Source organism: Bacillus sp. AFS037270 (assembly GCF_002585305.1).
In genome coordinates this window covers 13,857-38,587 of record NZ_NUNF01000001.1, presented here as the reverse complement: position 1 = coordinate 38,587, position 24,731 = coordinate 13,857, and the positions used below count along the sequence as shown (strand labels likewise).

General features: G+C 39.7%; 25 protein-coding genes. 5 read left to right on the top strand and 20 right to left on the bottom strand.

What is annotated here, in order from left to right:
• Positions 1–8 precede the first annotated feature (8 nt).
• The 3 genes from COD92_RS00190 to COD92_RS00180 form a co-directional block, all read right to left on the bottom strand.
• Positions 9–926: a hypothetical protein gene (locus COD92_RS00190; RefSeq protein ID WP_098532105.1), complete on the bottom strand. Its 918-nt coding sequence runs from the start codon at positions 924–926 to the stop codon at positions 9–11.
• Between the two features lie 121 nt (positions 927–1,047).
• Positions 1,048–1,713, bottom strand: coding sequence for a response regulator (locus COD92_RS00185; RefSeq protein ID WP_098532104.1), 666 nt, complete (start codon positions 1,711–1,713; stop codon positions 1,048–1,050).
• Positions 1,714–1,726: 13 nt separating this feature from the next.
• Complete coding sequence (locus tag COD92_RS00180) at positions 1,727–3,946, bottom strand: sensor histidine kinase (protein ID WP_098532103.1); 2,220 nt, start codon at positions 3,944–3,946, stop codon at positions 1,727–1,729.
• A gap of 123 nt (positions 3,947–4,069) precedes the next feature.
• Here COD92_RS00180 and COD92_RS00175 point away from each other — a divergent pair, with 123 nt between their 5' ends.
• A complete protein-coding gene (locus tag COD92_RS00175; protein WP_098532102.1) occupies positions 4,070–4,759 on the top strand; it encodes a hypothetical protein in 690 nt (229 codons plus the stop codon).
• 48 nt (positions 4,760–4,807) lie between these two features.
• Here the strand turns inward: COD92_RS00175 and pepF are convergent, their stop codons facing one another.
• Positions 4,808–6,595 (bottom strand): oligoendopeptidase F, encoded by a 1,788-nt coding sequence (pepF, locus tag COD92_RS00170; RefSeq protein WP_098532101.1) that lies wholly within the window; start codon positions 6,593–6,595, stop codon positions 4,808–4,810.
• A gap of 160 nt (positions 6,596–6,755) precedes the next feature.
• Complete coding sequence (gene trhO, locus COD92_RS00165) at positions 6,756–7,706, bottom strand: oxygen-dependent tRNA uridine(34) hydroxylase TrhO (protein WP_098532100.1); 951 nt, start codon at positions 7,704–7,706, stop codon at positions 6,756–6,758.
• A gap of 197 nt (positions 7,707–7,903) precedes the next feature.
• Here trhO and COD92_RS00160 point away from each other — a divergent pair, with 197 nt between their 5' ends.
• Positions 7,904–9,070 carry a glycosyl hydrolase family 18 protein gene (locus COD92_RS00160; RefSeq protein ID WP_098532099.1) on the top strand — a complete coding sequence of 389 codons (1,167 nt, stop codon included), beginning with the start codon at positions 7,904–7,906 and terminating at the stop codon, positions 9,068–9,070.
• A 40-nt stretch (positions 9,071–9,110) separates the two neighbouring features.
• Here the strand turns inward: COD92_RS00160 and COD92_RS00155 are convergent, their stop codons facing one another.
• Entirely contained in the window at positions 9,111–10,109 is a 999-nt protein-coding gene (locus tag COD92_RS00155) for an LLM class flavin-dependent oxidoreductase (protein ID WP_098532098.1), read from the bottom strand.
• Positions 10,110–10,126: 17 nt separating this feature from the next.
• On the bottom strand, positions 10,127–10,411 hold the full coding sequence (locus COD92_RS00150) for a DUF3219 family protein (protein ID WP_098532097.1): 285 nt from the start codon (positions 10,409–10,411) through the stop codon (positions 10,127–10,129).
• Between the two features lie 245 nt (positions 10,412–10,656).
• Between COD92_RS00150 and COD92_RS00145 the strand changes: the two genes are divergently transcribed.
• Positions 10,657–11,016, top strand: a complete 360-nt coding sequence (locus tag COD92_RS00145; RefSeq protein ID WP_098532096.1) for a hypothetical protein — start codon at positions 10,657–10,659, stop codon at positions 11,014–11,016.
• Between the two features lie 41 nt (positions 11,017–11,057).
• Here the strand turns inward: COD92_RS00145 and COD92_RS00140 are convergent, their stop codons facing one another.
• The 3 genes from COD92_RS00140 to COD92_RS00130 are packed head-to-tail and all read right to left on the bottom strand — an operon-like array spanning position 11,058 to position 12,956.
• Positions 11,058–11,834 (bottom strand): DODA-type extradiol aromatic ring-opening family dioxygenase, encoded by a 777-nt coding sequence (locus tag COD92_RS00140; RefSeq protein ID WP_098532095.1) that lies wholly within the window; start codon positions 11,832–11,834, stop codon positions 11,058–11,060.
• Between the two features lie 31 nt (positions 11,835–11,865).
• On the bottom strand, positions 11,866–12,288 hold the full coding sequence (locus tag COD92_RS00135) for a DoxX family protein (RefSeq protein ID WP_098532094.1): 423 nt from the start codon (positions 12,286–12,288) through the stop codon (positions 11,866–11,868).
• Positions 12,289–12,311: 23 nt separating this feature from the next.
• A complete protein-coding gene (locus tag COD92_RS00130; RefSeq protein ID WP_098532093.1) occupies positions 12,312–12,956 on the bottom strand; it encodes an alpha/beta hydrolase in 645 nt (214 codons plus the stop codon).
• A gap of 248 nt (positions 12,957–13,204) precedes the next feature.
• Between COD92_RS00130 and COD92_RS00125 the strand changes: the two genes are divergently transcribed.
• Positions 13,205–13,738 carry a helix-turn-helix domain-containing protein gene (locus tag COD92_RS00125; RefSeq protein WP_098532092.1) on the top strand — a complete coding sequence of 178 codons (534 nt, stop codon included), beginning with the start codon at positions 13,205–13,207 and terminating at the stop codon, positions 13,736–13,738.
• A gap of 48 nt (positions 13,739–13,786) precedes the next feature.
• Here COD92_RS00125 and COD92_RS00120 read toward each other — a convergent pair whose 3' ends face one another.
• From COD92_RS00120 to COD92_RS00110, 3 genes are all read right to left on the bottom strand, one after another.
• The gene (locus COD92_RS00120) at positions 13,787–14,572 is read right to left on the bottom strand and encodes an alpha/beta fold hydrolase (protein WP_098532091.1); all 786 of its coding nucleotides are present in this window, start codon (positions 14,570–14,572) and stop codon (positions 13,787–13,789) included.
• Positions 14,573–14,674: 102 nt separating this feature from the next.
• Entirely contained in the window at positions 14,675–14,923 is a 249-nt protein-coding gene (locus COD92_RS00115) for a hypothetical protein (RefSeq protein ID WP_098532090.1), read from the bottom strand.
• Between the two features lie 107 nt (positions 14,924–15,030).
• Positions 15,031–15,312, bottom strand: coding sequence for a DUF1292 domain-containing protein (locus COD92_RS00110; RefSeq protein ID WP_098532089.1), 282 nt, complete (start codon positions 15,310–15,312; stop codon positions 15,031–15,033).
• A 150-nt stretch (positions 15,313–15,462) separates the two neighbouring features.
• On the opposite strand from COD92_RS00110, the gene COD92_RS00105 reads away from it, so the two are divergent.
• Positions 15,463–15,759, top strand: a complete 297-nt coding sequence (locus COD92_RS00105; RefSeq protein ID WP_098532088.1) for a hypothetical protein — start codon at positions 15,463–15,465, stop codon at positions 15,757–15,759.
• Between the two features lie 59 nt (positions 15,760–15,818).
• Here the strand turns inward: COD92_RS00105 and COD92_RS00100 are convergent, their stop codons facing one another.
• The 7 genes from COD92_RS00100 to COD92_RS00070 all read right to left on the bottom strand — a co-directional run bounded on the left by COD92_RS00100 (position 15,819) and on the right by COD92_RS00070 (position 24,681).
• Positions 15,819–17,192: a nucleoside recognition domain-containing protein gene (locus tag COD92_RS00100; RefSeq protein ID WP_098532087.1), complete on the bottom strand. Its 1,374-nt coding sequence runs from the start codon at positions 17,190–17,192 to the stop codon at positions 15,819–15,821.
• 2 nt (positions 17,193–17,194) lie between these two features.
• Positions 17,195–17,884 (bottom strand): FeoB small GTPase domain-containing protein, encoded by a 690-nt coding sequence (locus COD92_RS00095; RefSeq protein WP_098532086.1) that lies wholly within the window; start codon positions 17,882–17,884, stop codon positions 17,195–17,197.
• Entirely contained in the window at positions 17,874–18,128 is a 255-nt protein-coding gene (locus COD92_RS00090; protein ID WP_098532085.1) for a FeoA family protein, read from the bottom strand. The genes COD92_RS00095 and COD92_RS00090 overlap by 11 nt, the downstream gene beginning before the upstream one ends.
• A 131-nt stretch (positions 18,129–18,259) precedes the next feature.
• On the bottom strand, positions 18,260–20,536 hold the full coding sequence (locus COD92_RS00085) for an ATP-dependent DNA helicase (protein ID WP_098532084.1): 2,277 nt from the start codon (positions 20,534–20,536) through the stop codon (positions 18,260–18,262).
• 95 nt (positions 20,537–20,631) lie between these two features.
• A complete protein-coding gene (locus COD92_RS00080) occupies positions 20,632–21,873 on the bottom strand; it encodes a glutamate-5-semialdehyde dehydrogenase (protein ID WP_098532083.1) in 1,242 nt (413 codons plus the stop codon).
• Positions 21,874–21,880: 7 nt separating this feature from the next.
• On the bottom strand, positions 21,881–22,993 hold the full coding sequence (proB, locus tag COD92_RS00075) for a glutamate 5-kinase (RefSeq protein WP_098532082.1): 1,113 nt from the start codon (positions 22,991–22,993) through the stop codon (positions 21,881–21,883).
• Positions 22,994–23,340: 347 nt separating this feature from the next.
• Positions 23,341–24,681, bottom strand: coding sequence for a glutamate synthase subunit beta (locus COD92_RS00070; protein ID WP_098995819.1), 1,341 nt, complete (start codon positions 24,679–24,681; stop codon positions 23,341–23,343).
• Positions 24,682–24,731: the final 50 nt, after the last annotated feature.

Sequence of the window (24,731 nt, the reverse complement as noted above, 5' to 3'; positions counted from 1 at the left end):
ATAGGTTTTTAGATAGACTGATAATCCTCAATCAATTCCTTTAAATCCTCCGCATCATTTCTTGTTTTTAAATCAAGATACATAACCCCATAGCCGACGGAGAAAATCATTGTTGTAAATAATGATGCCAGATTCGAAATAAGGCCCAATAAAACACTGTCCCCTAAAAGTGCGCCAAAAGTCAGCTGAACAGCAAAGCTTATAATGGAAACAATTAAGTAAAACACAATATATAGGCCAAACAAAAACCAAGTCCGCTTCTTCGACAGCCGCCAGCTTCGAGTAAAACCGGGTGTGACTTTATCAAGGACAACCGAGCCAAAATAAAAGCTCCAACGTGTGATTAACAGACCCACACCGACCGCAAACCCAATAAACAACAGAATCCCGACCAATATCCCTAAAATAGGATGGACAGCGGCTGCTAGAGTAGCGCCTGAAAAAGCGACAATTAGAATGGGGATCAAGATTATTCCTAACAGTATAAATCCAAATAAAATCGAACTGCCCAGCATTGGCCAGAAGCGGAGAAATGCTTCTTTGATGACCGAGCTAACCGAATACTCTTCTTCGTTCTTAATATGCTGGATGGCAAATAAAATAGCGGCCTCAGCAACCGGAAAAAGCAGGAAGCTCACTAACCCAACGACGATTAAACCGATATCAGCACCCAAACTACTAGAATCGAACGAGCCGGCGGAACTGTCCAAGTTTGAAAGTATTTGTTCATACCATTGACCACCTGTCCCTGTATCCCGAAAAAAGCTGGTCCCGGTGGCCATTTGAATAATCGCTTGTAGTAAATAAACGGGTCCCATAAAAACGATTAAAATCATAAAAAATTCCTTAAAGCGATTCTTGCTCAAACTAAAGGTATGATCCAGTATTTCTCCAAACGCTTTTGGTTTTTTAAACTTAGAATACAAATCATTATCCTCCTAAAATAGGTTTATAAACTATATTCTAACAAATCTTTAGAGTAAAAACTTGTAAAAAAACACAAAAAATGGCCAGACTCATCATTTTGAGTAAGGCCTTCTTTTAAAATTATAGTTCCGTTCCCTCCTCATTACCTAATCGGGACTCCTTGACAAGATGAATAGCTTCTTCACGATCCGCAACTTGCAGTTTATTGAGGATATTCGTGACATAGTTAGATACTGTTTTCCCGCTAATCTTTAGCTTCGCGGCAATACCTGAATTGGTGGTACCGTCTGCCATCAAATAAAGGACTTCCCGCTCTCGCTCCGTCAAATCTGGAAAAGCCTCCCGAGGTGCTGCCGGCCGGGCCATCGCAAAATAATCAATCATTCTCGAAGCGATACCTGGGCTAAAGATGGCTCCACCATTTGCCACAGCTCGGATAGCGTTTAACAAATCCTCTTTTTCCGCATCTTTTAACACATATCCTTTAGCGCCAGCCCTCATCGCTGCGAACACAGAGTGATCATCCTGGAACATCGTCAATATCAAGATTTGAATTTGAGGATTGGACCTAATGATGTTCCTTGTAGCTTCAATCCCATTACAGCCTGACATGCGCAGGTCCATCAGGATTACGTCAGGAACAAGAGATTGCGCCATTTGAATCGCTGTCTCTCCAGAAGTAGCTTCACCAATTACCTCCAAGTCCGGCGTGGTCAAAAACAAGGTTTTCACACCATGACGAAAAAGTGGGTGATCGTCCACGATTAAAATTCTAACCTTTTTCATTCTCTTCCCCCATTCATTCAGTATTAACCGGTAAGAATACGGTGATTACCGTTCCCCCTTGGACATTCGGCTCAAGGTGAAACCGTCCTCCTAATTCAGCAGCTCTTTCTTTCATCGAACCAATACCAATCCCTGAGTTTTTCTTGTTTTTTCTTAGTGGTGATACTCCAATTCCATCATCTTCTATCGTAATGACCAATCCCCGTCCTTGCTGATTCTTCCATGCAAGAGTGATGTTACAAGTCTTTGAATTAGCATGACGAAGTACGTTCACAATGGCTTCAGTCGTGATTCGGTATGCAGCCACTTCGACGGCAGCAGGTAAAGCCGGCAGCTGTTCAGGGGCATTTAAGGTAAAGGCGGTTCTGTCACTATTTATTATTCCTCGCTGGGTGGGGCCAAGTGCTGCTAAATCCTTGATTCTTTCATGAATGGCTCCGATTAAGCCCATTTCGTCGAGCGTTGGGGGCCGCAAATCATAAACTAAACTGCGAATTTCAGACACTGTTTGACGAATGGTTGAACGTAACTCACCAAGAATATCCTTTGTCGCATATGGATTATGATCAACTAACTCCTCGGCAGCAGCCGCAGTAAGGGCAAGCGCCGCAAGCCGCGGTGCTAAATCATCATGAAGATTACTTCTTAACTTTCTTCTTTCTTCTTCTCTGGCAAAAATGAGGTTTTCCCTCGATTCTTGTAAATCCTCGGCTAATAATTTTAAATCCATTGATACTTTGGCACTCTGAGCGACTACACTGGCCTGGCGCACAAGCAAATCGATGAATTTTTGATCTGATGAAGTAAACGACTCCCCTGGGGCGCGTCTTGACAGCATGATTTCACCAATCTCATTCCCCTGATAGATAAGTCGGTACGATAACAAATCTTCACTAAAAATACCATCTTCCGCTGCAACGACTTCTTCGCCATTTTGATAAAGTGATAGAGAAGCATAAGGAATCCTTAGCGAATCTTTAATAGTTCTTACAACGAGGTGCAAAACAGATTCTGGATCATTCGGATGTTCGAGTTCTTTTGCTAAACGAAATAAAACCGTGAACGGCTCCTCATTTTCACCATACATTCTGCGGTTGATAAAGCGCTGAACCTTATCTTTTACAGGCGCAAACAATACAGCGACAATCCCTGTTGCAATAAGTGAACTGATCAGGTTATTGCTCGTTTGTAACAATAAACCAGAATACCAGACTCCAAGAACATACACTACTACCGTACAAGCGGTCATTGTCCCATAAACAAGTGTTCGATTGACAAGAAGGTCTATATCCCATAAGTGGTGTTTCATCATAGCCATCAAGATTGCTGCCGGAATAATCAGCATGGTGGTATGAATTCCTATTTCCATGTAATAAAGGTGATACGGCATCGTCTCGATTGATTTTTCTGTAATCATATACAAGGCTGTTAAGCTAAATAACCCCAATAAGGCAATCACGACTCCGTATACCACCCATTTTGCCTGCTGTTTTTCTACTGAAGTTAATACCAATTTATAGCGATAGATTTGTACAAACAGCAAGCTCCCTACCCACAAAATAAACCAACAAGCAAATAACCATTTAGAGATATACTGTAAGTCCACGAATGTTTTAGGGAGGATCATCCCTGGAATCCGGAGAGTTATCACAATCAAACAAAGATATTTAGACCATTTGGGGGCAAAACGTCCATTGGGAAAGAAGAAAAAGAACAGGATAAAGGCCGCCATTCCACCTGCTTCAATGATTTGAACGATTATCCGGTAAACAGGATGAAACACCTTTAGCACCCACATAATCGGTGTAAAGGTTCCCCCAAGCGAAATCAGCATATACCCGCCTAAAAGTCCAATGAGGTCAGAAGATTTTTTCCACAATATGACTAAACCAACCGTAATATAAACGATTCCAAAGACAACATAGATAGTGTCATAGGCAAATGAATATTCAGCAGGTGTGAGCCCATGTTCTTTAAGCCACCCGCTCCCAGGGGGAGGATTATAAAATGCTTCGCAACTGTGGGTGATACAATTGGCTTTAATATATTGATAGTATTGAGGGACACTGACGATAAAAAGGATTACAGTCAACAAACTTACGGTTAGGACCGTGCTTCTCAGCAAGGTGATCTTCGGTTTAGAAGATAATAGGTTTGTGGATTCCATTTCCTCTTCTCCTGTCAACAAGTGATAGGCAAATTGTACCAATAATCCGATTGTTCTGTAAATCATATTTTTAGCTTCCCGCTTCAGTTCCTGCTCTTCGGGAAAAAGAGTCTCTACCGGCCGGGTATTGGTGGGATGGTATGATTCAGGTGTAAACAAAAAACAAACGATTACACAGGAGGAATATTAATGATCACCATTCCAAAAGGTTTTCTTAAGTTCAGTGGATTTATGTTATTGTTAGGTGGAATTATGGGCTTTACCGGTCAATTAGTCCATCTGGGCGATGTACCTGAGACGGTAAAGGATATCCCAGAATTTTTAAAGGGAGCGATTAATACACATGTACTTTTGGCCTACGCATCTACGTTTATCTTAATGGGATTACCTGCCTTATTTTTACGGCAGGCAGCTAGTTTAAAATGGTGGGGCTGGGTCGCATTTCCTTTATTATTTATCGGTTTAATGCTGGAAATTTTCCATGGTCCTGTACAAATTATTGCCTATCCAATCATTTTTGATTTTGTTCATACAGCAAAAGATTTACAACATGTAACGGACCTTTTAAATAACATGGCCATCGATCAATTCCCATTACAGCTTGCGGTGTTTATTCCACTTATTCCAGGAATCTTTATTGGACTAATATTATTAGGAATTTCTACGTATCGGGCAAAAGTTTTACCTAAAGCACCTGCCATCTTTACATTAGTGGTTTTGGTTATTCAAATCATTGGCATGATTGTTCCGATTCATATTCATTTACTTGAGATTTCTTTTGCCTATATTCATCTAATTTTTGTCTGGTTCGGGGCAATTTTGGCTTTTGAAAAAGCAAAAACAATATCCATTCAAGAAGAAAATAAGCTTACATTATAATCACAAAAAAGGACCCGAGGAGTGAGAATTCCTCGGGTCCTTTTTGGCTTATATTTGCGAAAATTCTTCAACAAGTTCTCCAAATCGTTTCAATGCATTTTGGATTGGTTCTGGGGTTGTTAAGTCCACCCCAGTCTTTTTCAATAATTCCAGTGGATAATCAATGCTGCCGCTTTTCAGAAATTCTAGATATGAATAGATTGTTTCTTGGTCTCCTTCTAGAATCTTTGTTGCCAAATGGATCGCAGAGGCAAAGCCTGTCGCGTATTTATACACATAGAATGGACGATAAAAGTGCGGAATTCTTGACCAGCCGTATTTGACTTCCTCGTCAAAGACAACCTCATCTCCATTGTATTCCCTAAACAAGGTTTCATAGGTCTTGTTGAATACTTCAACATTCAATGGGATTCCCTTCTCAGCCATGTCATGTGTTTTCATTTCAAACTCCGCAAACATGACCTGTGTGAAAAAGGTTCCTTTGAACTGGTCTATAAAATGATTGAGCAAATGATTCCGGACTTCAGGATCCTTTTCATTATTTAATAAATAGTTAATTAAGAGTACCTCGTTAACTGTCGAAGCTACCTCCGCTACAAAAATACTGTATCCGGCCGTAATTTGCGGCTGGTATTGTGAACTCAACTTACTATGAACTCCGTGGCCGCATTCATGAACCAAGGTGAATAAACTATCCAAATCATCTTGATGATTTAAAAGTATAAAAGGATGGACACCATAAACGCCCAGATTATAAGCCCCAGATCGTTTTCCAGGTGTTTCACGGACATCAATATACCTTGAGTCCTTAAACTCTTTAAGGATGTTAATATAATCTTCGCCTAAAGGAGCTAAAGCCTTCAGCATAGTTTCAAACGCTTCTTCATAAGAAATCACTTGTTTTACACCGCTGACAAGCGGGACGCTCATATCATATTGGCGGATTTCCTCGAGTTTTAATTTCTCTTTACGAATTTTTGTATACTCGTGAAGCGGCGCAATATTGTCTTTTGTTGTTTTGATAAGCTTCTCGTAAACCTCGCGCGGGACTTGGTCACCAAACAGTGCTTTTTCAAGCGCGGATGGATATTGACGAATTTTCGCCAATGTAACGTTATTTTTGATCGCAGCCGAAAGGGTTGAAGCAATGGAATTTTTTAATTGAACATATGGCTGATAATAGGCTTTGTAAGCCTCTCTTCTCTTTTCACGGTCTTCATCTTCAATTAATTTGGAATACATGCCTCGTGTTAATTCAACCCGGTCACCATCTCCATTCGTGACTTCGCCGAATTTAATATCGGCGTTGTTGATCATCCCGAAGGTATGACCCGGAACCGACAAAGCTTCCCCTAATTGGGACAGAATTTCTTCTTGTTCCTTGCTTAAGACATGCTTTTTGTATCGGAATGAGTCAAGTAAATCTTCTTCAAAGTATGTTAATTTCTCCTCTTCTTTGATATATGCCTTTAAAGTTTCTTCGTCTAAACTTAGTAAATAAGGCATAAAAAACGAAGTGGCAGCACTGATTTTCACACTAAGCTGCTTCGCCTTGTCTAAGTACGACTGTGGGAGCGACTCACGCGTATTTTCATCGACCATTAACATCGCAAAAGCATAAACTTTATTCAAATGGAAGGACAGCTCTTGTCTTTGTTTAAGGTAATCATATAAGGAATGCCCATCGTTTATTTTTCCATCATATTGCTTAAGGTTGGCGCCGATGTTCTCAATTAATTGGTAATCTTCTTCCCATTTACTGATAGTAGGATAGATATCGGATAAATTCCATTTTTCGTGGATGGGCACTTCAGTTCTGCTTGTATAGGTGGTCATGGGTATGCTCCCTTCAAGATATTCAGTTGTATCTTCTTTCTAAAAAAGAAAAACACTCACAAGTATATTCCATATGTATCAACAATTATCCTTTTTTATGTTAGCATTCAGCGAGTATAAAGCACAAAAGCAGGCCATTAACATGACCTGCTTACTATTATTAGTTATGACTTAATGCCATTAATCTTTCATTTACTTCCTCTTCACTTAAACCATGTTGAGCAACGTAGCGGTTTCTTGGGTGAACTCGGCATTCATTTGAACAGCTACGTAAGTGTTTGTGCTCGTTTTCTTCTGAGCATAGGATCTTTTTATTACATTCAGGGTTCGCGCAGTTTACGTACCGCTCACATGGCTCGCCGGTAAAGTAATCCTTGCCGACAACTACATTTTCTTTGTGGTTAACCGGTACACTAATGCGCTCATCGAACACATAAAGCTGTCCATCCCATAGGTCACCTTGAACTTCTGGGTCTTTACCGTAAGTGACAATACCGCCTTCAAGCTGTGATACATCTTCAAAACCTTCTTTGCGAAGCCAGCCGGAGAACTTTTCACAACGGATCCCGCCGGTACAATAAGTAAGGATTTTTTTGCCTTCAAACTCCTTTTTGTTCTCTCTAATCCACTCTGGAAGATCGCGGAAGTTCAATATATCTGGTCGGACTGCTCCTCGGAAATGGCCAAGATCATATTCATAATCATTTCGAGCATCAATCACAACCGTATCTTCCCTTTGCATGGCCTCAAAGAATTCCTTTGGCTTCAAATGCTTGCCGGTTAATACGTTAGGATCAACATCATCTTCTAAACGAAGTGTGACAAGCTCTGTTCTGTAGCGGACTTTCATTTTTTTGAAAGCATGCTCTGCTGCTTCATCAATTTTAAACCAAGTTCCGTTAAACAATGGATGTTCGTCCATGTATTTCATATAAGCGTCTGTTTGTTCAATGGTGCCTGACACCGTCCCATTGATCCCTTCTGCTGCTATGATAATCCGGCCTTTTAAGCCTAAGTCGTTACAAAATTGACGGTGTTCATTTGCGCATTCCTCAGGGTTCTCAATCGATACATATTTATAATAAAGTAATACTCTATATTCTTGAATCATTATTAACCCACCTTTAAATCTTTATCTAAAATAATTTTGTTTTAAACATTAACCTTATGATTATATCAGAAACAGGTTTTACTTTCAAATCTATTTACCCAGGTAAATAATTAGCAGCTTTAAAGGTGGATATTACCAACCAATCTTAGCTGTTATTCTGTTACAATTTTAAAGTAAAAAGAAGGAGGAAACATTCCATGAAAAAACGTAAACTCCTGCTTGCAATGGTAATCGTTCTTACCTTCCTTGGAGGAATCTATACAGGGATACAATTCTCTTCGAACAAGCTACAGGAAAAACCATTGAAATCTGGAAAAGCGCCACAGTCGGCAATTAAGCCGCAGGTGAAAGCATTACCTAAAGTTGAAAAAACAAAATCAAAAGTACTGATCGGTTATATACAGGATTTCCGTGATCCAAACCAAGTTGACTACAGTCAGTTAACACACGTCATCTTCTCATTTGCCCATCCGACAAAAGACGGCGGAATTTTACTAAATGGTGATTCCGCTTTAAGAAACCTGCGGACCACCGTGGCAAATGCAAAAAAATCGAATACCAAGGTAATATTAGCTGTCGGTGGATGGTTTCATATAAACGGCGGGGAATCCTATCCCTATTTTAAAACTGCAATTTCAAATCCGACCTCCCGGACAAAACTAGTGAACGAGCTTACTAGTTTAGCAGACCGTGAGAATTTAGATGGAATCGATATTGATTTTGAACATCCCCACTCAAAAGCGGATGCAGAAAATCTTGCCGCTTTTACGAAGCAATTAAGCGCACAGCTTCATCCAAGAAAGAAAGAGCTGTCTGTCGCTGTTTATTCAAAAATACATGCTGTTACCTTAACTGAAATTGGCTTTGTTCAGTATCAGCCGTCCATGTTTAAAGATGTTGATCATGTGAATATCATGGCATATGACGGGCAATGGGACGGCGGTTACAATGCGGCTAATTTATCACCGTATCCATTTACAGAGAAAATCGTCAATTATTGGACCAGATTGTTTGAAGATCAAAATATCTCAAAAGAAAAATTGGTGCTTGGAGTGCCATTTTATGCTCAGCCAAAGGATCCTAAGATTAAACAGGTATCCTACGGAGCCATTATTAATCAAAACCCTGCCAATGCCAATAGTGACACCGTTAATATGAATGGAACCACTTACTATTACAATGGTGCAGCAACCATGAAAAAGAAAACAAAACTAGCATTAGATCATGGTTTCGGCGGGATGATGATATGGGAGATCGGACTTGATGCAAAAGGGGCAAATAGCTTAACTAGCTCCATCTCTGAGACAATTGAACAATCGACCAACACTCCTGTAAAATACTATGCTGTTGTGAATGCACAATAAAAAAAGGCTGTATACTCGTTAATGAGAGTACAGCCTCTTTTTATATTTGAAACGCTTCATCTGCAATCAATTGATAGGACTTCAGTCGATCCTCTGCTGAGTGGGTAATCGTTACCAGCATGATTTCATCTGCATGAAATAAAGAGGCTATCTCATTTAGCTTTTTAATTACCTTCTTTGGGTTACCATAAATCAAGTTTTGCAATATTTTTTCTAGAGCTTCCAGGTCTTTTTCATATAAAGGATATTGGTTTGCTTCTTCTATCGATGGAATCTCCTTTCCCTCTCCTTTACCTTTCTGTAAGGACCATACTATTGAACTTATTGCAATCTCTAAGGCCTTTTCATCTGTTTCAGCACAAATCGCATTAACTGTTACAATCACTTCAGGTTTTTGCCCCTGCTTTCTTGCTTGAAAATTATCCAGATATTGTTGGACAATCTCTGGTCCATTGTTCTCACTCATAAACTGTCCAAAGGCGTAGCTCATGCCATTTTCTGCTGCCAGTAAGGCACTTTTTTTACTTGTTCCGAGCAGCCATGGGGCAGGCGGAACTGGTGGAATGGGAGAAGCTGATAAATTTTTAAATTCGTGATCTGAAGGAAAGTCATTTTCTAAAAAGTGGAGCAGTTCTGTTACCGATTTCGGCATATTCCAGACTTGTTGTAAAAAGTTATCCGACAAGGCATTAGAAGCCTCCGCTGAACCGCCAGGTGCCCGGCCAATTCCTATATCAATCCGGCCAGGAAATAAGGTTGCGAGCATGTTGTAGACTTCTGCTACTTTGTAAGGTTTATAATGTGGCAGCAAAACCGCACCTGAACCGATGCGAATCGTAGAGGTGTTGGCGCCAATATAACTTAACATCACTTCAGGTGCCGGACAAGCAAGTCCAGGCAAATCATGATGTTCCGCAATCCAATAGCGGGTATAACCGAGTTTTTCACCCATTTGTGCCAGTTTCATCGATTCGTTTAGTGCCTCTTGAGCTGTTTGATTGGATGAAATAGGGGCCTGGTCTAAAATACTAAGTCTCAAAAATATCACTCCTCTCTTTAATGGCTTGTTTCCAGCAAACAAAGCTTATATTCCCCAACTTGGTCTTTTTCATATAGGTTAGTGACTGATGTGGAATATTGTTGAATCGCTCCCCTAAACGTTAGTTTTCTTTCCGGTATTTTCACATCAAAACTACCTTTATAAAGCAAGGTAGTGAGATCATGATAATCCTCACTTGTTACTTTAAAGGTAACCGTTATTCTATATAAATTATTGATCTTTTCTTCGTCGTAATGGTCAAGTTTAATAGCTGTGTCATTTAAAATTAATTCATTTACCAAAAAATCGTCTCCTCATTTCGTTTACTAAAAGCATAGCACTCGAAAATATTTCAATCAAATTTCGTATCTTAGGGAGAATCTCCATTTTAGTTCTTAGGTAAAAAGAAACATAACATCTATTAGTAGTAATGACACGTTTTTGACACAGAATTTGGCAATTGTCGAATATTTTCCCGAGTTTTTTGAAGGAGATTGTCGAAAGAAAGCGAATGAATTAAAGGAGAATTAAAAAGAGGAGGAAGAAAATGAAAAAATTATTAACCGTTATTGGTGGATTAGTCATTGCAGGATCCTTGTTTGTGACATCTGGGAATACGGCTAAAGCCTCAGAGTGTGGATGTGACACTTCACCCATATTAGGAGCAGAGAAAAATAAAATCGTGGCTAATTTAATCAGCAGTCTAGAGTTTAAAGAAGCTAAGCAGTCTATAAAGAATGAAGGGTTTAGTTGGAAAGGCGTCAAAAATATTGAAGTAATCGTTAACCATACACATGATGATGCACTTATGATTGGTGTACCTTTTTATAATCCAGATGGATCCATCGAAATGGCTGTTTTTATAAATGGACATTTTATGGGACATCAGCCAATGGAAGAGGAGTAAGCTAGATGATCCCCAACAAAAGAGTTGGGGATCTTTATTCATCATCCAAACTGCCAAACACTATGACTAAGGTTTCCATACCGATAGCTGCGGTGAAGCAAGCTTGCCTTTTTCACATCATCAGCCGCCCCCATCGCATAAAAAATTGGAATAAAGTGCTCATTTCCATAAGGAGGTACCGCATATTCAGCATTTGGAGCAATTGACTCATACTTAAACAATGACTCCAAATCCCAATTAGCTAAATGGACAGCCAACCAATCATCAAATTCCTGTGCCCACTGATCGATTTCATTATCGGCCCATTTTACGGCTCTCAAGTTATGAACCGTTCCCCCGCTTCCAATAACTAAAACATCTTTTTCCCTTAAAGCAGATAAAGACTTACCAATCTTATATTGTTCTTCAGGTGAAAGTTTAGGATTTACTGACATCGCAATCACTGGAATATCAGCATTTGGATATATTAACCGCAGCACCACCCAAGCACCATGGTCCAACCCGCGTTCGGTTTCAACATCAAACGGTATACCGTTTTCCTTAAACAAATCCTGGATTTCATCCGAAATCTGTTGATCCCCTTGAGCAGGATACTCAATCTGATAAAGCTCTGGAGGGAATCCGCCAAAATCATAAATCGTATTATAAGTATCAACTTTGCTCACTTTTTGATCCCGTGATTCCCAATGGGCAGAAAATAACACAATCGCCTTCGCGCGCGGCATGTTTTTACCTAACTCATTCAAAAAATGGGTGTACTCATTATTTTCAATTGCTAACAACGGTGCACCATGCGCAATAAATAAAGATGGCATCATTTTATATACCCCCTATTTTCAATGTAATAGTTTAAAAGGATTTAGTTTCCGTCTTTTGTCCTTTAAAAATAACCTGGTCAAGAGCAAACATGTTACTGCCGTTAATGGCAATAAACACAGCCATAGCTAGTAAGGATAAATCCAATTCATATCCGGCCATTTCTCCATTCCCTAAAAAGCCAACAGCGAGCTTTACTTTTAATGTTGCACCGATCATTAATAGTGCAAGCAAAGATGAAACAACTCTGCTCCCTAATCCAAGAATTAATGCAATTCCGCCAACCACTTCGATTGTTCCGACAACATATGCTAAGAATCCTGGTAAGCCAATCGCTCCAAACCAGCCAGCAATATTTTCAATTCCCCCTTGGAATTTAACAACCCCATGAACAAAGAACGTAATTCCCAAAATAACACGTAAAATTAATGTACTTGCTTCAAATCTTTTTAACATTTTCTAACCTCTCCTTAAAAATATTATTTTTCTAGTTGTTCAGAAATCCATCTGATAAAGTCCTGATGATTCTCTATTGATACGGTATGCCCCACTGGATAGGTCCGAAAGGTTACATTTGCGCCTAACTTGCGGAAGTACTCATCATTAGCCACTCCCCATTCAAAAGGAAGCACTTGATCCATTTCACCATGTGAAATAAAGTTGGATAGATTGTTGATTGGTTTAATGTTGTACTCTTCCTTTACAAATGCAGGGATATAACCGCTTAATGCTACAATACCTTTAATTCGGCTGCCTAATGTTAATCCTAAAGTCATTGACAGAATCGCTCCTTGACTGAAGCCGAGTAAAAATAATTGTTGCTCGTCTATCGGATATTGTCCGCAGGCATAGTCAACGAAGCTGGTCAGTTTCTTCACTCCCTCATCGAAGACTTCCCGATGTGGTTTCCCATACCCTTCTATTGTAAAAAAGGCATAGCCAGGAGGCTGTGGTAAATGACCGCGGATACTGAAAATGAAAAATTGGTTTTCTAAACCATCCACCAATGGCAGCATATTTTGTTCATTGCTGCCAATGCCATGCATGAGAAATAATGCTGGATAGGTTTTACCCATCTCCATTTTTGCTGGCCGTCGGAGCTCATAAATCATTGGTGCCGTCATAGTTAACATCCCTTTCTTATGTGGTTGATTATTTTAGTCTTTCCTTAATTTAAGGTATCAGACAATATACAAATAGAATAAAAAGATTCTTATAAGAAAACACACAGGCAAAAAAATAAGTTATTTATTTGTTTTTAAATATGAATCTTTGTTGTCTATAGGATAACAACTATCGAAGTAGATTGTCAATTACTTTTTTGCTAATATATAAATATGTTCTATATTAGGAAACTATCGAGGTGGATGATTTGGATATCGGCGCAAAGATTCGAGCGATACGAAATAGAAAGAAAATCACCATTGCCCAAATGTGTGAAGGAACGGGACTTTCCAAAGGGTTTATCAGCAATGTTGAAAATAATAATACTTCCCCATCGATCAACACACTGCAGACCATTGCGACCTATTTAGATGTTCCTCTTCCTTACCTGCTATTAGAAAAAAAAGAACATATGCAGGTTGTCAGAAAAGAGGAAAGAACCCATACTACTATGAATAGTTTGAAAATCGAGCAAATCTCTTCAAAGGGAGGATTATGGTTAAGGAGTGTGGAGTTTCCACCTGGAGCCTCGATTGGTGATGCCCATTCACATGAAGGGATAGAATGTCATTTAGTATTGGAAGGAAAGGTTCTTGCAGAACAAGGGGAAGATTCCTTTGTTTTGGAAAAAGGGGATTCCTTTAGCTGGAATGCGAGTGTACCTCATACGGTTAAAAATATTGGTACGGAAAAAGCGGTCGTGCTGATTGCCGTTTATTCCAACACCGAATTGCGTGACTAGTTTTAACTTTAAAAGGAGGAACCTAAAAACGTTCCTCCCTTTACCTTTTTACATATTTTCCATAAAGTCCTTAATCGCTGCAATAAGTTCGCTTGAATTTTCATACATGCTCATATGGCCGGAATCTTTGATGACCGTTTGTTTAATGTTTTCTTTACTCACAGAAAAGGTTTTTTCTGCAGGGATAATTTGATCTTGTTCCCCGGCAATTAACAACACTGCTAATGAAGTTGACTCGAGCACACTGTTACGATCCGGTCTGTCCCTCATGGCACTTAATGTATGGATAGCTCCTTCTGGAGGTGTACGATAGCCGATCTGTTTTGCCGATTCTACATACTGTTCTTCAAGGTGATTCGGTGAAAAAAGCTTAGGAACAAGTCCATCGATTAGCGTCTTTATACCCTCATGCTTAACCTTCTCCATATTAGTACTTCTACCCTTTTTGGCCTCTTCTGAATCAGGAAAGGCAGTGGAATGAACAAGCGAGAAACCGTTTAAAGTATCACTGTACTTCTCCGCAAAAGCAAGTGTAATATAGCCGCCTAATGAGTGGCCGAACATCGTTACTTTATCTAAATTCAATTTATCTAAAAACTCTTTGATCATTTCAGCTATAACTGAAATAGAATAGTTCTTTAAAGCGGTTGTAGACCCTCCATGTCCCGGAAGGTCCGGAGCGATAACCCGGTAATTTTTCGAAATCACAGGTATGACTTCTGACCAATATGCGGAACTCCCACAGAACCCATGAAGTAGCACAATCGGCTCGCCCTCTCCTTCGTCGATATATGTGATCGTTGAATTTTTTAAAGTGGCACTTTTAGTTTCCATAAAATAAATTCACCCTTTCGCTCTTTTTAATTATCTTATAATATCCCAAATGAAATCAATAATAAAAAGCATTACTTCTCCAATAGAAGCAATGCCCTATGTTTACCCTATTTGCTCTTCATTTAACTCATGATTCAATACAGATCTTTTATTAGGAATCACCGTTAAGTTTGATTTCTTCAATAAGTACTGCATATGCTCAACTGGCATTGAACCATGACCTTTACTGTCACCAAGAATAAATTGGATTGTGACACCATTATTGCTTTTCACCGTCATTGTTTCGGCAGAGTTGAAAAACCCTTTTGCATTTTGCGAAATTTGAAACTTATTTCCTTCTTCAATTAACATGTACGAACTCCTTTAATATATTCTCTATGTTAGTATGCCAATTCCTATTTTTATACATACATTATTTTTCCAAAAAAAAGAGAGGCATGAAGTCCTCTCTTAATAAATCATTCTTCCTCTTCTTCTTCATCCATCATTTCATCAAAGGCAGCGGAAACTTTATCAAATTCCTCATCGCTTTCGATGGCCGTGAAATCACCATCTTCATCTACCTTTAAAAAGAAGATATCAATATCTTCCTCCGTTTCTTCCTTTCTAACGTCATCGGCAAATGCAACGGCAACATAGTCATTACCTTCAATCGTCATGACACCTAATACTTCTACTTCCTGCTCTTCGTTACTTTCATCACTAATGGTAAAGATTTCGCCTACTTCAATTTTGCTCACCTTAAACTCCCCTTTACTAAAAAATAAATCCTTAAGACAGTATCTCATAAAAGCATGTCCATACCAAATTGTACCCATTTTTATGTTAGTATAAAAGGTATTGAGCATTGATTTTAAATTTATAAAAGTTTTGAAGGAGAAATTTTAAAAATGAATTCAAAAGAATTAGAAGAAAAAATAATCCAGCACTACCAAGGTGAAGAAAAAATGATGATTCTCGTCTTTGCCCAGTGGTGTGTGAATCATGACCTAGACCCTGAAGAATTATATTTACGGGCTTATCCGAACCAATCGTCCAATCCCTCATTAAGAGAGGCGATAGAATTGACTGTGCCAAAAGAGGAAGCAGGGGAAATTGCTGACCAAACACTGCTTGGTGTACTCTCCTTATTCGGAAACGATGATCTTGCCTTTGTCGTTACAGAGGAAATACAAAAGAGAAAATAATGCTCAAAAATACCCTCAAATTTCAATTTGAGGGTATTTTTTAAAATTTCTGTTATCTTTTATATTAAGTCAAACATTCTAACAGCCTGGGTAAGGATGAATGGGATAAAGATGGCAATGACAGTTGGTATCAAAAAGGCTAAGAACGTCCATTTCTTACTCTTCGTTTCTTTATAGATATTTAATAGCGTGGTTCCGCACGGATAATGGAGAAGGGAGAATAACATCATGTTAAGTGCGGTAAGCCACGTCCAGCCATGGTCTAGGAAAATTTGTTTTAAATCAGCTAAATTATCCACTTCCGTTAACGAGCCGGTTGATAGGTAGCCCATTAAAAGGATCGGGAGAACAATTTCATTGGCCGGAAGCCCCAAGATAAACGCCATCATTATATAACCATCAAGGCCGAGCATTTTTCCAAACGGATCTAGGAAATTCACGGCGTACATAAGGATACTAGTGTCCCCAATATAAATGTTGGCAAACACCCAGGTCAGAATGGCCGCTGGAGCAGCAACTTTAACCGCTCGCATTAAGACGGACCAGGACTTTGTTAAAGAAGAACGGATCACTGTATCCAAGATTTTAGGTTTTCGGTAAGGCGGCAGCTCTAACGTATAATGAGTAGGTATACCTTTAAGGGCTGTTTTAGACAACGCCCAAGAGACAAAGAAGGTCACGATAATCCCAAATAAGACAATCCCTACGATCACCCCTGTGGTAACCAATGATTTTAATCCTCCTGTAAAATTGGCAGCCATAAATAAGGAAGCTAATACGATCAAGGTCCCCCAGCGTCCATTACAAGGAACAAAATTGTTGGTCAATATGGCAAGCATTCTTTCCCTTGGTGATTCTATAATTCTAGTCGAGATGACGGCGGCGGCGTTACAGCCAAATCCCATGGCCATGGTTAACGATTGCTTCCCGTGAGCTCCGACCCGTTTAAACAGTCGGTCCATATTAAAAGCAACCCTTGGCAGATAGCCATAATTTTCTAATAACGCGAAAGCGGGGAAAAAGATCGCCATTGGTGGCAGCATCACACTAATCACCCATGTTGTCCCCCGGTATAAACCTAACACTAAGACACCGTGGAGCCAATCTGGTGCATGAATTGCATGGAAGAAGGTTGTTATTTGCCCTTCAATCCAGCCAAATAATTCTGCGAGTAAAGAAGATGGAATATTAGCTCCAGCGATAGTTAAGTAAAATAGTATGCCTAACATGGTAATCATAATCGGAAAGCCAAAGATAGGCGAAGTGAAAATACTGTCAAGTTTTTCTGTCCGGGTATCCTGTTTGGATTTTGTATAGGAGATTCCTTCATTGCATAATTGGCGGCTGCGATCATAAAGCTGCTCGACAATGTCATCCCGCAATTTGGACGTCGATAAGGCCTGTGCCTCTGTATAAAGCTCCTGAATACTCATTTCTATACCACCTCCGGCACAAATCGTTTAGTGATTTCATTTAAAAGTGTCTCATCGCCATCTAGTAATCTTAATGAAATCCAGCGAGAAGATATGTGATTTCCAACCAATTCACGGACCTTTGGTTCAATGACGTTTATCTTTTCTTCAATTTCATCCGGATATTTCATTTGAATGGGATTGCATCCGATTTTTCCCGTTACAATTCGATCAATCGTATCAAGTAGCATAGGAAAGCCCTTTTTATTTCTGGCCGAAATTTTTATCACCGGAACTCCTAACCGATTTGTCAACAGCCGTTCATTGATGTGAATTCCCTGCTGTTCAGCGACATCAATGAGATTAATGCAAATCACTACATTTTTCGTCATTTCTAACACCTGCAAGGCAAGATTGAAATTCCGCTCCAATGAGGTTGCATCCAAGACCACAAGAGTAACATCCGGTTTTTCGAAGACAATATAATTTCTAGCAACCTCTTCATCTGTTGAATTTGAAAACAGGGAATAGGTCCCTGGCAAATCAATTAAATGAAAGGTTTTATCCTTAAACGGAACACTGCCTTCCGCAAGGGTAACCGTCTTTCCTGCCCAGTTTCCAGTATGCTGTCTAAGGCCTGTTAAGGCATTAAATAAAGTGCTTTTTCCTGTATTCGGGTTACCTGCTAAGGCGATTCTGTATTCATTCCCCATTTGACAACAGCTCCCCTTCAATTCGTGAACTTTCCTCTTTCCGGAGGGCAATCGTCGTTTGGCTTACCCGGAAGGCAATCGGATCTCCCAATGGACTTTTCCGGACCACTTCGACTAACGCCCCTGCAACAAAACCTAAATCTAATAATCTTCTTCTCATTACACCCTCTAAGTTTAAAGAGGTAATTTTAATTACATTTCCTTTTTCCCCATTTACTAATTGAATTTTTTTAGGTTTATCCATCTCTCTTTCCCCTTTTCTAAAGTTTTTCCCGTGCGCAACTTTTTCTTTAATTATATGAGAGTTTTAAGAATAATGTCACGTAAAATATAAAAAAAGCAGCCTTTTTTTTTTGGCCGCCTTTAAAAAGTTCATTATATAATCGTAAATTGTATCCATTCACTCGGCAGTAATTGTTGATATTGCCTTTGCAAGAAACGGTCATCGACTAAAACAATCGTCCCGTGATCCTGTTCAGAGCGAATCAATCTCCCGCCTGCTTGTAGTACCTTATTGATCCCTGGAAAGACATAAGCATAGTCATACCCGTTTTTCCCTTGGGAGGAAAAATGATCCTTGATAATATTTCTCTCAAAACATACCTGAGGTAAGCCAACACCAATCACTACTACTCCATTTAAACGATCACCCACTAAATCAACACCTTCTGAAAAAATCCCACCTAGAACGGCAAATCCAAGCAATGTCTCTGTTTGGTTCGGTTTAAATGCGGCTAAAAAGTCTTCTCTTTTACTCTCCGTCATACCTGGTTCTTGAATGAGTGTCCGCGTGTTACCATCGATCTGTTTGAACCGCTCGTAAACGGCCAGTAAATATTGATAGGATGGAAAGAAAATCAGGTGATTCCCTGGACGCCCCTTTAACATGGATTGAATAACCGAAATGATCTCATCCCTTGTCCGTTCCCGATCACGGTACCGTGTTGACAATGGTTTGATCAAAACATCCACCTGCTCTTCATTAAACGGAGAGGGTATGCTTAGCGAATAATCCCCTTCACTGCCGCCAAGAATATCCTGATAATAGGGCATCGGCGAAAGAGTGGCCGAAAAAAAGATCTTGGCGCAGTAGCCTTTACCCATTTGACGAAGGAGCGACGAAGGATCAATGCAAAACAACTTGATTTTTAGATCGTTTCGATCTTTTTCTGCATAAATGACAAAATGTTCATTGAGCAGTTCAGTTATTTTTAAAAATTGATTGACCATAAAATAAGTTTCTAGTAATAATGGTGAGGTTTCTAATTGGAGAATTTGTTCTGCAGTTATGGCAAATTGGCGAGTTTGTTCTAAAAAAGCATCATCCAGCTGTTCCAACACAAACTCCTTTTGGTTCTCGTTCATCTTCTTCATTTGAATAAACCAGGCATTCATATTGCTGGCAGCATCATAAATGGCCTGATTAACTCCCTTAAAGTCTTTTTTTAATTGAAGGAACGGCTCCTTGTTTAAGGTAGCAGAAAACATCTCCCGGCCGCGGTCGACAAGATTGTGTGCTTCATCCACTAATAAAGCAGTTGACTTCTTTTGCTCTTCTAACAACCGTTTTAATGAGACCCGCGGATCAAAGATATAATTATAGTCACAAATAATCGCATCCACCGAATAGGCGAGATCGATGGAATATTCAAATGGGCAAACTTTATGTTTCCGTGCATAGCTCTCGATGACCTCACGGGTTAGCTGGTTTTCATTTGATAAAATATCCAGTATGGCTTCATTAATCCGATCATAATAACCATTCGCAAACTCACAAAACTCTTTTTGACATTTGGTTTCCTCTTGAAAACAGACCTTGTCCTTTGCTGTAATGGTAACCGTCTTGGCAATTAATCCGCAGGAACCCATACGGGCAAACGCTTCTTCCGCTGACGTACGGGTAATGGTTTTGGCAGTGAGATAGAAAACACGGTTTAACTGCCCTTCACCGATTGCCTTCATAGCAGGAAAGAGCGTGGAGATGGTCTTTCCAATCCCTGTTGGGGCTTTAGCAAATAAGTTTTTATTGTCGACAATCGTCTTATAAACGGCTCCAGCCAATTTTCGCTGCCCATCGCGATACGATTTAAACGGAAATACTAGTTCCTTACAGCTTTCATCTCGTTCCTTACGATGATCGTGAAGTAGTTTGGCGTAGGGAAAATAACCTTTAATAACCTTCCATGCAAAGCTTTCAAGCTCAGAAAATGTATAGTTTTGGATAAGTGATTTTTTCTCTTCCGTATCAACGTGGACATAGGTTAACTGAACATTAATGTCTTTAAGTTCCCTGTCCATTGCCACGATATAGGCATACATTTTGGCCTGGGCCCAGTGTACAGGGTAGCCTTCTGGTTCTAGTTGGTCAAGCGGCTGGGAAAAAGATTTAATTTCGTCTATTATTACATTGTCATCGTGGAATAAAAGCCCGTCACATCTTCCATCAATTAAGAAGGTAAGACCTTCATACCGAATCTCAGTGCTTAAGTATACTTCCTTTTGGTCACCCGCTTGATAGGTCTTTTGAATTTTTTGATGGATCCTTGTCCCATCAATCATTGCAGTTTGCGAGCGGAAACGGGCATCAATACTACCGCCCTTGAAAACATGTTCTACAAGTTTTCTTACCGATATTTGAATGTCTTCTGACACAAATTCACCAACTTACTATATGAGAATATATGTTTGTATTTAATTATACCAAAAGCTCAAAAAAAATAGCGCATTTCTGCGCTATTAGCCTAAATTTATGATCGGATTTGTCCTATTCCCCGGACAATAGCCTTCGTCGTTGTTAACGCCTTAAGACCCATTGGGCCGCGGGCATGAAGTTTTTGTGTGCTGATGCCGATTTCAGCTCCATAACCGAACTGTTCACCATCCGTAAAACGAGTAGAGGCATTATGATAAAGTACGGCCGCATCGACAGCTTGGAAGAACAAACGGACATTTTCCGCATTTTCACCTATGATCGCTTCCGAATGCTTTGTTCCATATTGGTCAATATGGTTAATCGCTTCTCTCACATCGGTAACTTGTTTCACGGCTAAAATAGGGGCTAAAAATTCACTAGCCCAATCTTCCTCAGTTGCTTGTTTTACAAACGAATAAGTTGAAACTAATGAATCACCACCACGCAGTTCAACTTGCTTATCTTGCAAACGACTTAATAATTCTGAAGTATAAGGCCAGTTTTCATGAATTAAGACCGTTTCAGCTGCATTACAAACGGATGGACGATGTAATTTTGCATTGATTGCAATTTCAATCGCCATTTCTTTTTCGGCGGTTTCGTCAATAAAAACATGGCAGTTTCCAACACCTGTCTCCAATACAGGTACAGTCGCATTCTCAACAACAGTTTGAATCAATCCCGCTCCGCCGCGTGGAATGAGCACATCAAGATAATCATTTAATCTAAACATTTCAGCAGCTGTTTCGCGGCTCGTATCTTCCAGCAATTGAACAGCATCCTCTGGAATCGCCGTCCCTTTTAAGGCGTCACGCATTACCTGAACAAGGGCCTTATTGGAATGAATTGCTGAAGAACTCCCCCGCAATAGCACAGCATTACCCGCTTTTAGACAAAGACTTCCGGCATCCACTGTTACGTTTGGACGTGCTTCGTACACCATGCCTACCACTCCAAGCGGGACACGAATCGTTTCAATTTGTAACCCGTTTGGCCTCTCCCATGCTTCAATTGTTTCGCCAATTGGATCATCTAACTGAACTAATTGCCTCACACCATCCACAATCTGTTCTATTCTTTCCCCTGTTAAAAGCAAGCGATCAAGAAGGGATGTCGAAAGTCCTCTTTCCTTGCCTGCTTCAATATCCTTTGCGTTTTCGCTTAAAATGAATTCTTTTTCCGTTAAAAGATGATCCGCTACTTTCAATAGTGCATCATTCTTTTCAACCGTTGATATCATTCCTAATTGTTTTGACGCTTTTTTTAATTTCTTTGCTTTTTCCAACAGTTCGTCCATTCTCCAATCACTCCTTTGGTAATTTGACCCAATTATCACGATGGATCACTTCAGCTTTTTTATTAATTGAAAAACTTTTCGCTTGTTCACTAGGTAAGCCTTTGACACTAACTAAATCCTCAGCTGAATAAAAAACCTGTCCTTTACCGACTAATTTCCCTTTTTGATTTCTAACTTCTACGACATCCAAGGCATTAAAGTCCCCATTCACGTTCGTTACTCCGACAGGCAATAAACTTTTCCCATGGAAAAGAATCGCATTTTCCGCCCCATCATCGATTTCAATCACTCCGCCGACTTGGGAATGATAAGCAATCCACTGCTTCCTCATTTGCATTTGGGTATGGAAGGGTCCGCCAATATAGGTTCCATCCCCTTTACCTGCAAGAATATCAGCAAGCTTTTCCTTCCCTTTCCCGGTACCAACAAAAACGCTGACCCCAAGGGATAGAGCCTTTTTCGCAGCCAGCAATTTTGATTTCATCCCGCCAGTGCCGACGGATGAACCACTTTCCCCAGCAAAACTGAGCAGCTCATCCGAAACCTCCGGGATGAAATTAAACTTTTTAGCATCCTTTGATAAGTTGGGATTCCCATCATAAAGCCCATTTATATCTGTTAAGATAATCAATGCATTAGCATGTAAAAAGCCGCTGACGAGTGCAGATAGCAAGTCATTGTCACCAAAGGTCAATTCCTCAATCGAAACCGAATCATTTTCATTGATAATTGGCAAAACGCCCCGCCCGAGCAGCTCATGAATGGTAGAAAAGAGATTTTGAAATCTTGTCTGGCTATAAAAATCTTCTCTCGTTAATAACATTTGTGCTGGCATCATCTTAAACTCTTTAAAAAGTTCAATGTAATGCTGCATTAAAAGCCCTTGCCCGACTGCAGCGGCCGCCTGTTTCCCAGCTGTCGTTTTGGGTCTAGTCGGATAGCCTAGTGAGCCAAATCCTGCTGCAACAGCACCGGATGAAATCAAAATGACTTCATGTCCTTGTGCTTTTAGGCAGGCAAGTGCCTCGACATGATCACGCATTTTTTCTTCGGAAATGGTTCCCTTAGCATTTGTTAATGAACTGCTTCCAATTTTTACGACCACCAGCTGTTTTTTCATTTTAGTACGACCTTTCATTTTTAAAAATAAAAAAACGATTCTTCTGTCCTTAAAAAAGGACGGAAAAATCGTTTCCGCGGTACCACCTTTATTGATGCATGTGCATCCTCTTCAACCCGTAACGAGGGAGACGGCTTATGTTTGCATAAGCAGCTTTCAAAGGGCAGGTTCAACCATCTTTCCGTGAGAAACCTTTCAGCCTGTGGGTTTCACTCTCTAACACATTCCAATGATTTACTAATCCCATACCATTTACTATTTTTATTTATTTGATTATCTATAGAAATCAGCAAATTGTCAAGAAGTAAAACGAATAAAAAGCAAGATATTTTTTATTTTTCCAACTATTATGAATCTACCTTTTCGACATGGTCTTTTTTATGTTTTAAAACTTCAAGTATAGTCGTCGGTTTAAACAGAATGGTTGCCGGACTTACTAGATTTGTCACCTTTACTAAATCTTTATAAATCGATTTCTTTTTGGCCGACAGTAAAAATATCTTTTTCACATACCATTGTAAAAACTTTAATCCTATTGGTTTTTTTCCTTTCACCTCATCAAATCGAAAATCCTCACAAAGGACCATTAACCAAGCGGGTGCAATAATTTTTGCCAATTGTTTCTGTAATTTTTTTATTTGGCCCGATGGTGAGGTTGAAGCTATGTAATCTCTAATTGCCAGTGCTTCTAGTGCTGCAATACTCATCCCTTGTCCAAACACTGGGTCAATGCGGCAGAGCGAATCACCCGCAACTAATAATCCGGCAGGTAGATTCACTCGCTCAAAATGGCGCCACATTATTTGAGGAAATTGATAAATTGCGGTTTCAGATTCAGTGGTACCTTTTTGTAATTCTTGATAGATATCAGGTAGTGGTAACATGGCCGTCTTATTAATAAAGCCCTGTGCATCTTTTACCTTAGCAGGATTCAAGGTATTTAAATAACCATTGAGCGTCACAATACATTGATTGTTTTCGACCATTGACAAGGTACCGCCAATTGTTTCCTTGGGGGGATTAGGGTAAATAATTTTTATTTTAAAATCATTTGGAGGCTCCGGCAATGTGAATTTCCGTGTGGCATAACAAAGTCCTATGTCAACTTTTTCCTCTGGTACGGTTCGTCCCTGCTTCTCCAGCCATTCCTTAGTAAACGAAACGGACCCACTAGTATCAATCACTAAATCCCCTATTAATGTTTTTGTTTTATTTCCTTGAAGAACTTCTACACCATAGACCTTGCTTTGATCGTCCGCTAATAAAAACGATTGTACCTTTGTTCCATATATGTAAGTAATATTTGCAATTTGGTTTACCCTTTCCTCGACATAGGTTTCAAGCAAAGGTCTTGTCTGTAAGAGTGTTGTATCACCGCTTTTAAACCGCAATTTCCAAACCCCATGATGAAACCACGCCAGATCCCAAAGTGAATCTATTTTAATCGATCCTCGTTCTACCATATCTTTTTGAAACCCGGGAAATAGTCTTTCTAATGCATGGTCACCTGCATGCAGGAGGGCATGGATGTGGTGGGCCTGAGGAACACCTTTTCTAACAGTGTCCTTATTTTCAGGCTGAGGATCCTTCTCCAAGATTTGAACATTATGAAAATAGGGGGATATTGCCGCGGCAATCAATTTTCCTGCCATTCCCCCGCCGATAATAATTGCTTTTTCACGCTTCAACTTTCTTCTTTCCCCTTTATTGTCTATATTTTTACTATAGCAGGTGTATA

Bases quoted from the DNA above. Each gene is read 5' to 3' on its own strand.
- pepF (WP_098532101.1), bottom strand. From the start codon at position 6,595: ATGACCACCTATACAAGCAGAACTGAAGTGCCCATCCACGAAAAATGG.
- COD92_RS00080 (WP_098532083.1), bottom strand. From the start codon at position 21,873: ATGGACGAACTGTTGGAAAAAGCAAAGAAATTAAAAAAAGCGTCAAAA.
- proB (WP_098532082.1), bottom strand. From the start codon at position 22,993: ATGAAAAAACAGCTGGTGGTCGTAAAAATTGGAAGCAGTTCATTAACA.
- COD92_RS00145 (WP_098532096.1), top strand. From the start codon at position 10,657: ATGAAAAAATTATTAACCGTTATTGGTGGATTAGTCATTGCAGGATCC.
- COD92_RS00090 (WP_098532085.1), bottom strand. From the start codon at position 18,128: ATGGATAAACCTAAAAAAATTCAATTAGTAAATGGGGAAAAAGGAAAT.
- COD92_RS00100 (WP_098532087.1), bottom strand. From the start codon at position 17,192: ATGAGTATTCAGGAGCTTTATACAGAGGCACAGGCCTTATCGACGTCC.
- COD92_RS00140 (WP_098532095.1), bottom strand. From the start codon at position 11,834: ATGATGCCATCTTTATTTATTGCGCATGGTGCACCGTTGTTAGCAATT.
- COD92_RS00115 (WP_098532090.1), bottom strand. From the start codon at position 14,923: ATGTTAATTGAAGAAGGAAATAAGTTTCAAATTTCGCAAAATGCAAAA.
- COD92_RS00095 (WP_098532086.1), bottom strand. From the start codon at position 17,884: ATGGGGAATGAATACAGAATCGCCTTAGCAGGTAACCCGAATACAGGA.
- COD92_RS00175 (WP_098532102.1), top strand. From the start codon at position 4,070: ATGATCACCATTCCAAAAGGTTTTCTTAAGTTCAGTGGATTTATGTTA.
- COD92_RS00120 (WP_098532091.1), bottom strand. From the start codon at position 14,572: ATGGAAACTAAAAGTGCCACTTTAAAAAATTCAACGATCACATATATC.
- COD92_RS00180 (WP_098532103.1), bottom strand. From the start codon at position 3,946: ATGATTTACAGAACAATCGGATTATTGGTACAATTTGCCTATCACTTG.
- COD92_RS00160 (WP_098532099.1), top strand. From the start codon at position 7,904: ATGAAAAAACGTAAACTCCTGCTTGCAATGGTAATCGTTCTTACCTTC.
- COD92_RS00135 (WP_098532094.1), bottom strand. From the start codon at position 12,288: ATGTTAAAAAGATTTGAAGCAAGTACATTAATTTTACGTGTTATTTTG.
- COD92_RS00105 (WP_098532088.1), top strand. From the start codon at position 15,463: ATGAATTCAAAAGAATTAGAAGAAAAAATAATCCAGCACTACCAAGGT.
- COD92_RS00130 (WP_098532093.1), bottom strand. From the start codon at position 12,956: ATGACGGCACCAATGATTTATGAGCTCCGACGGCCAGCAAAAATGGAG.
- trhO (WP_098532100.1), bottom strand. From the start codon at position 7,706: ATGATTCAAGAATATAGAGTATTACTTTATTATAAATATGTATCGATT.
- COD92_RS00185 (WP_098532104.1), bottom strand. From the start codon at position 1,713: ATGAAAAAGGTTAGAATTTTAATCGTGGACGATCACCCACTTTTTCGT.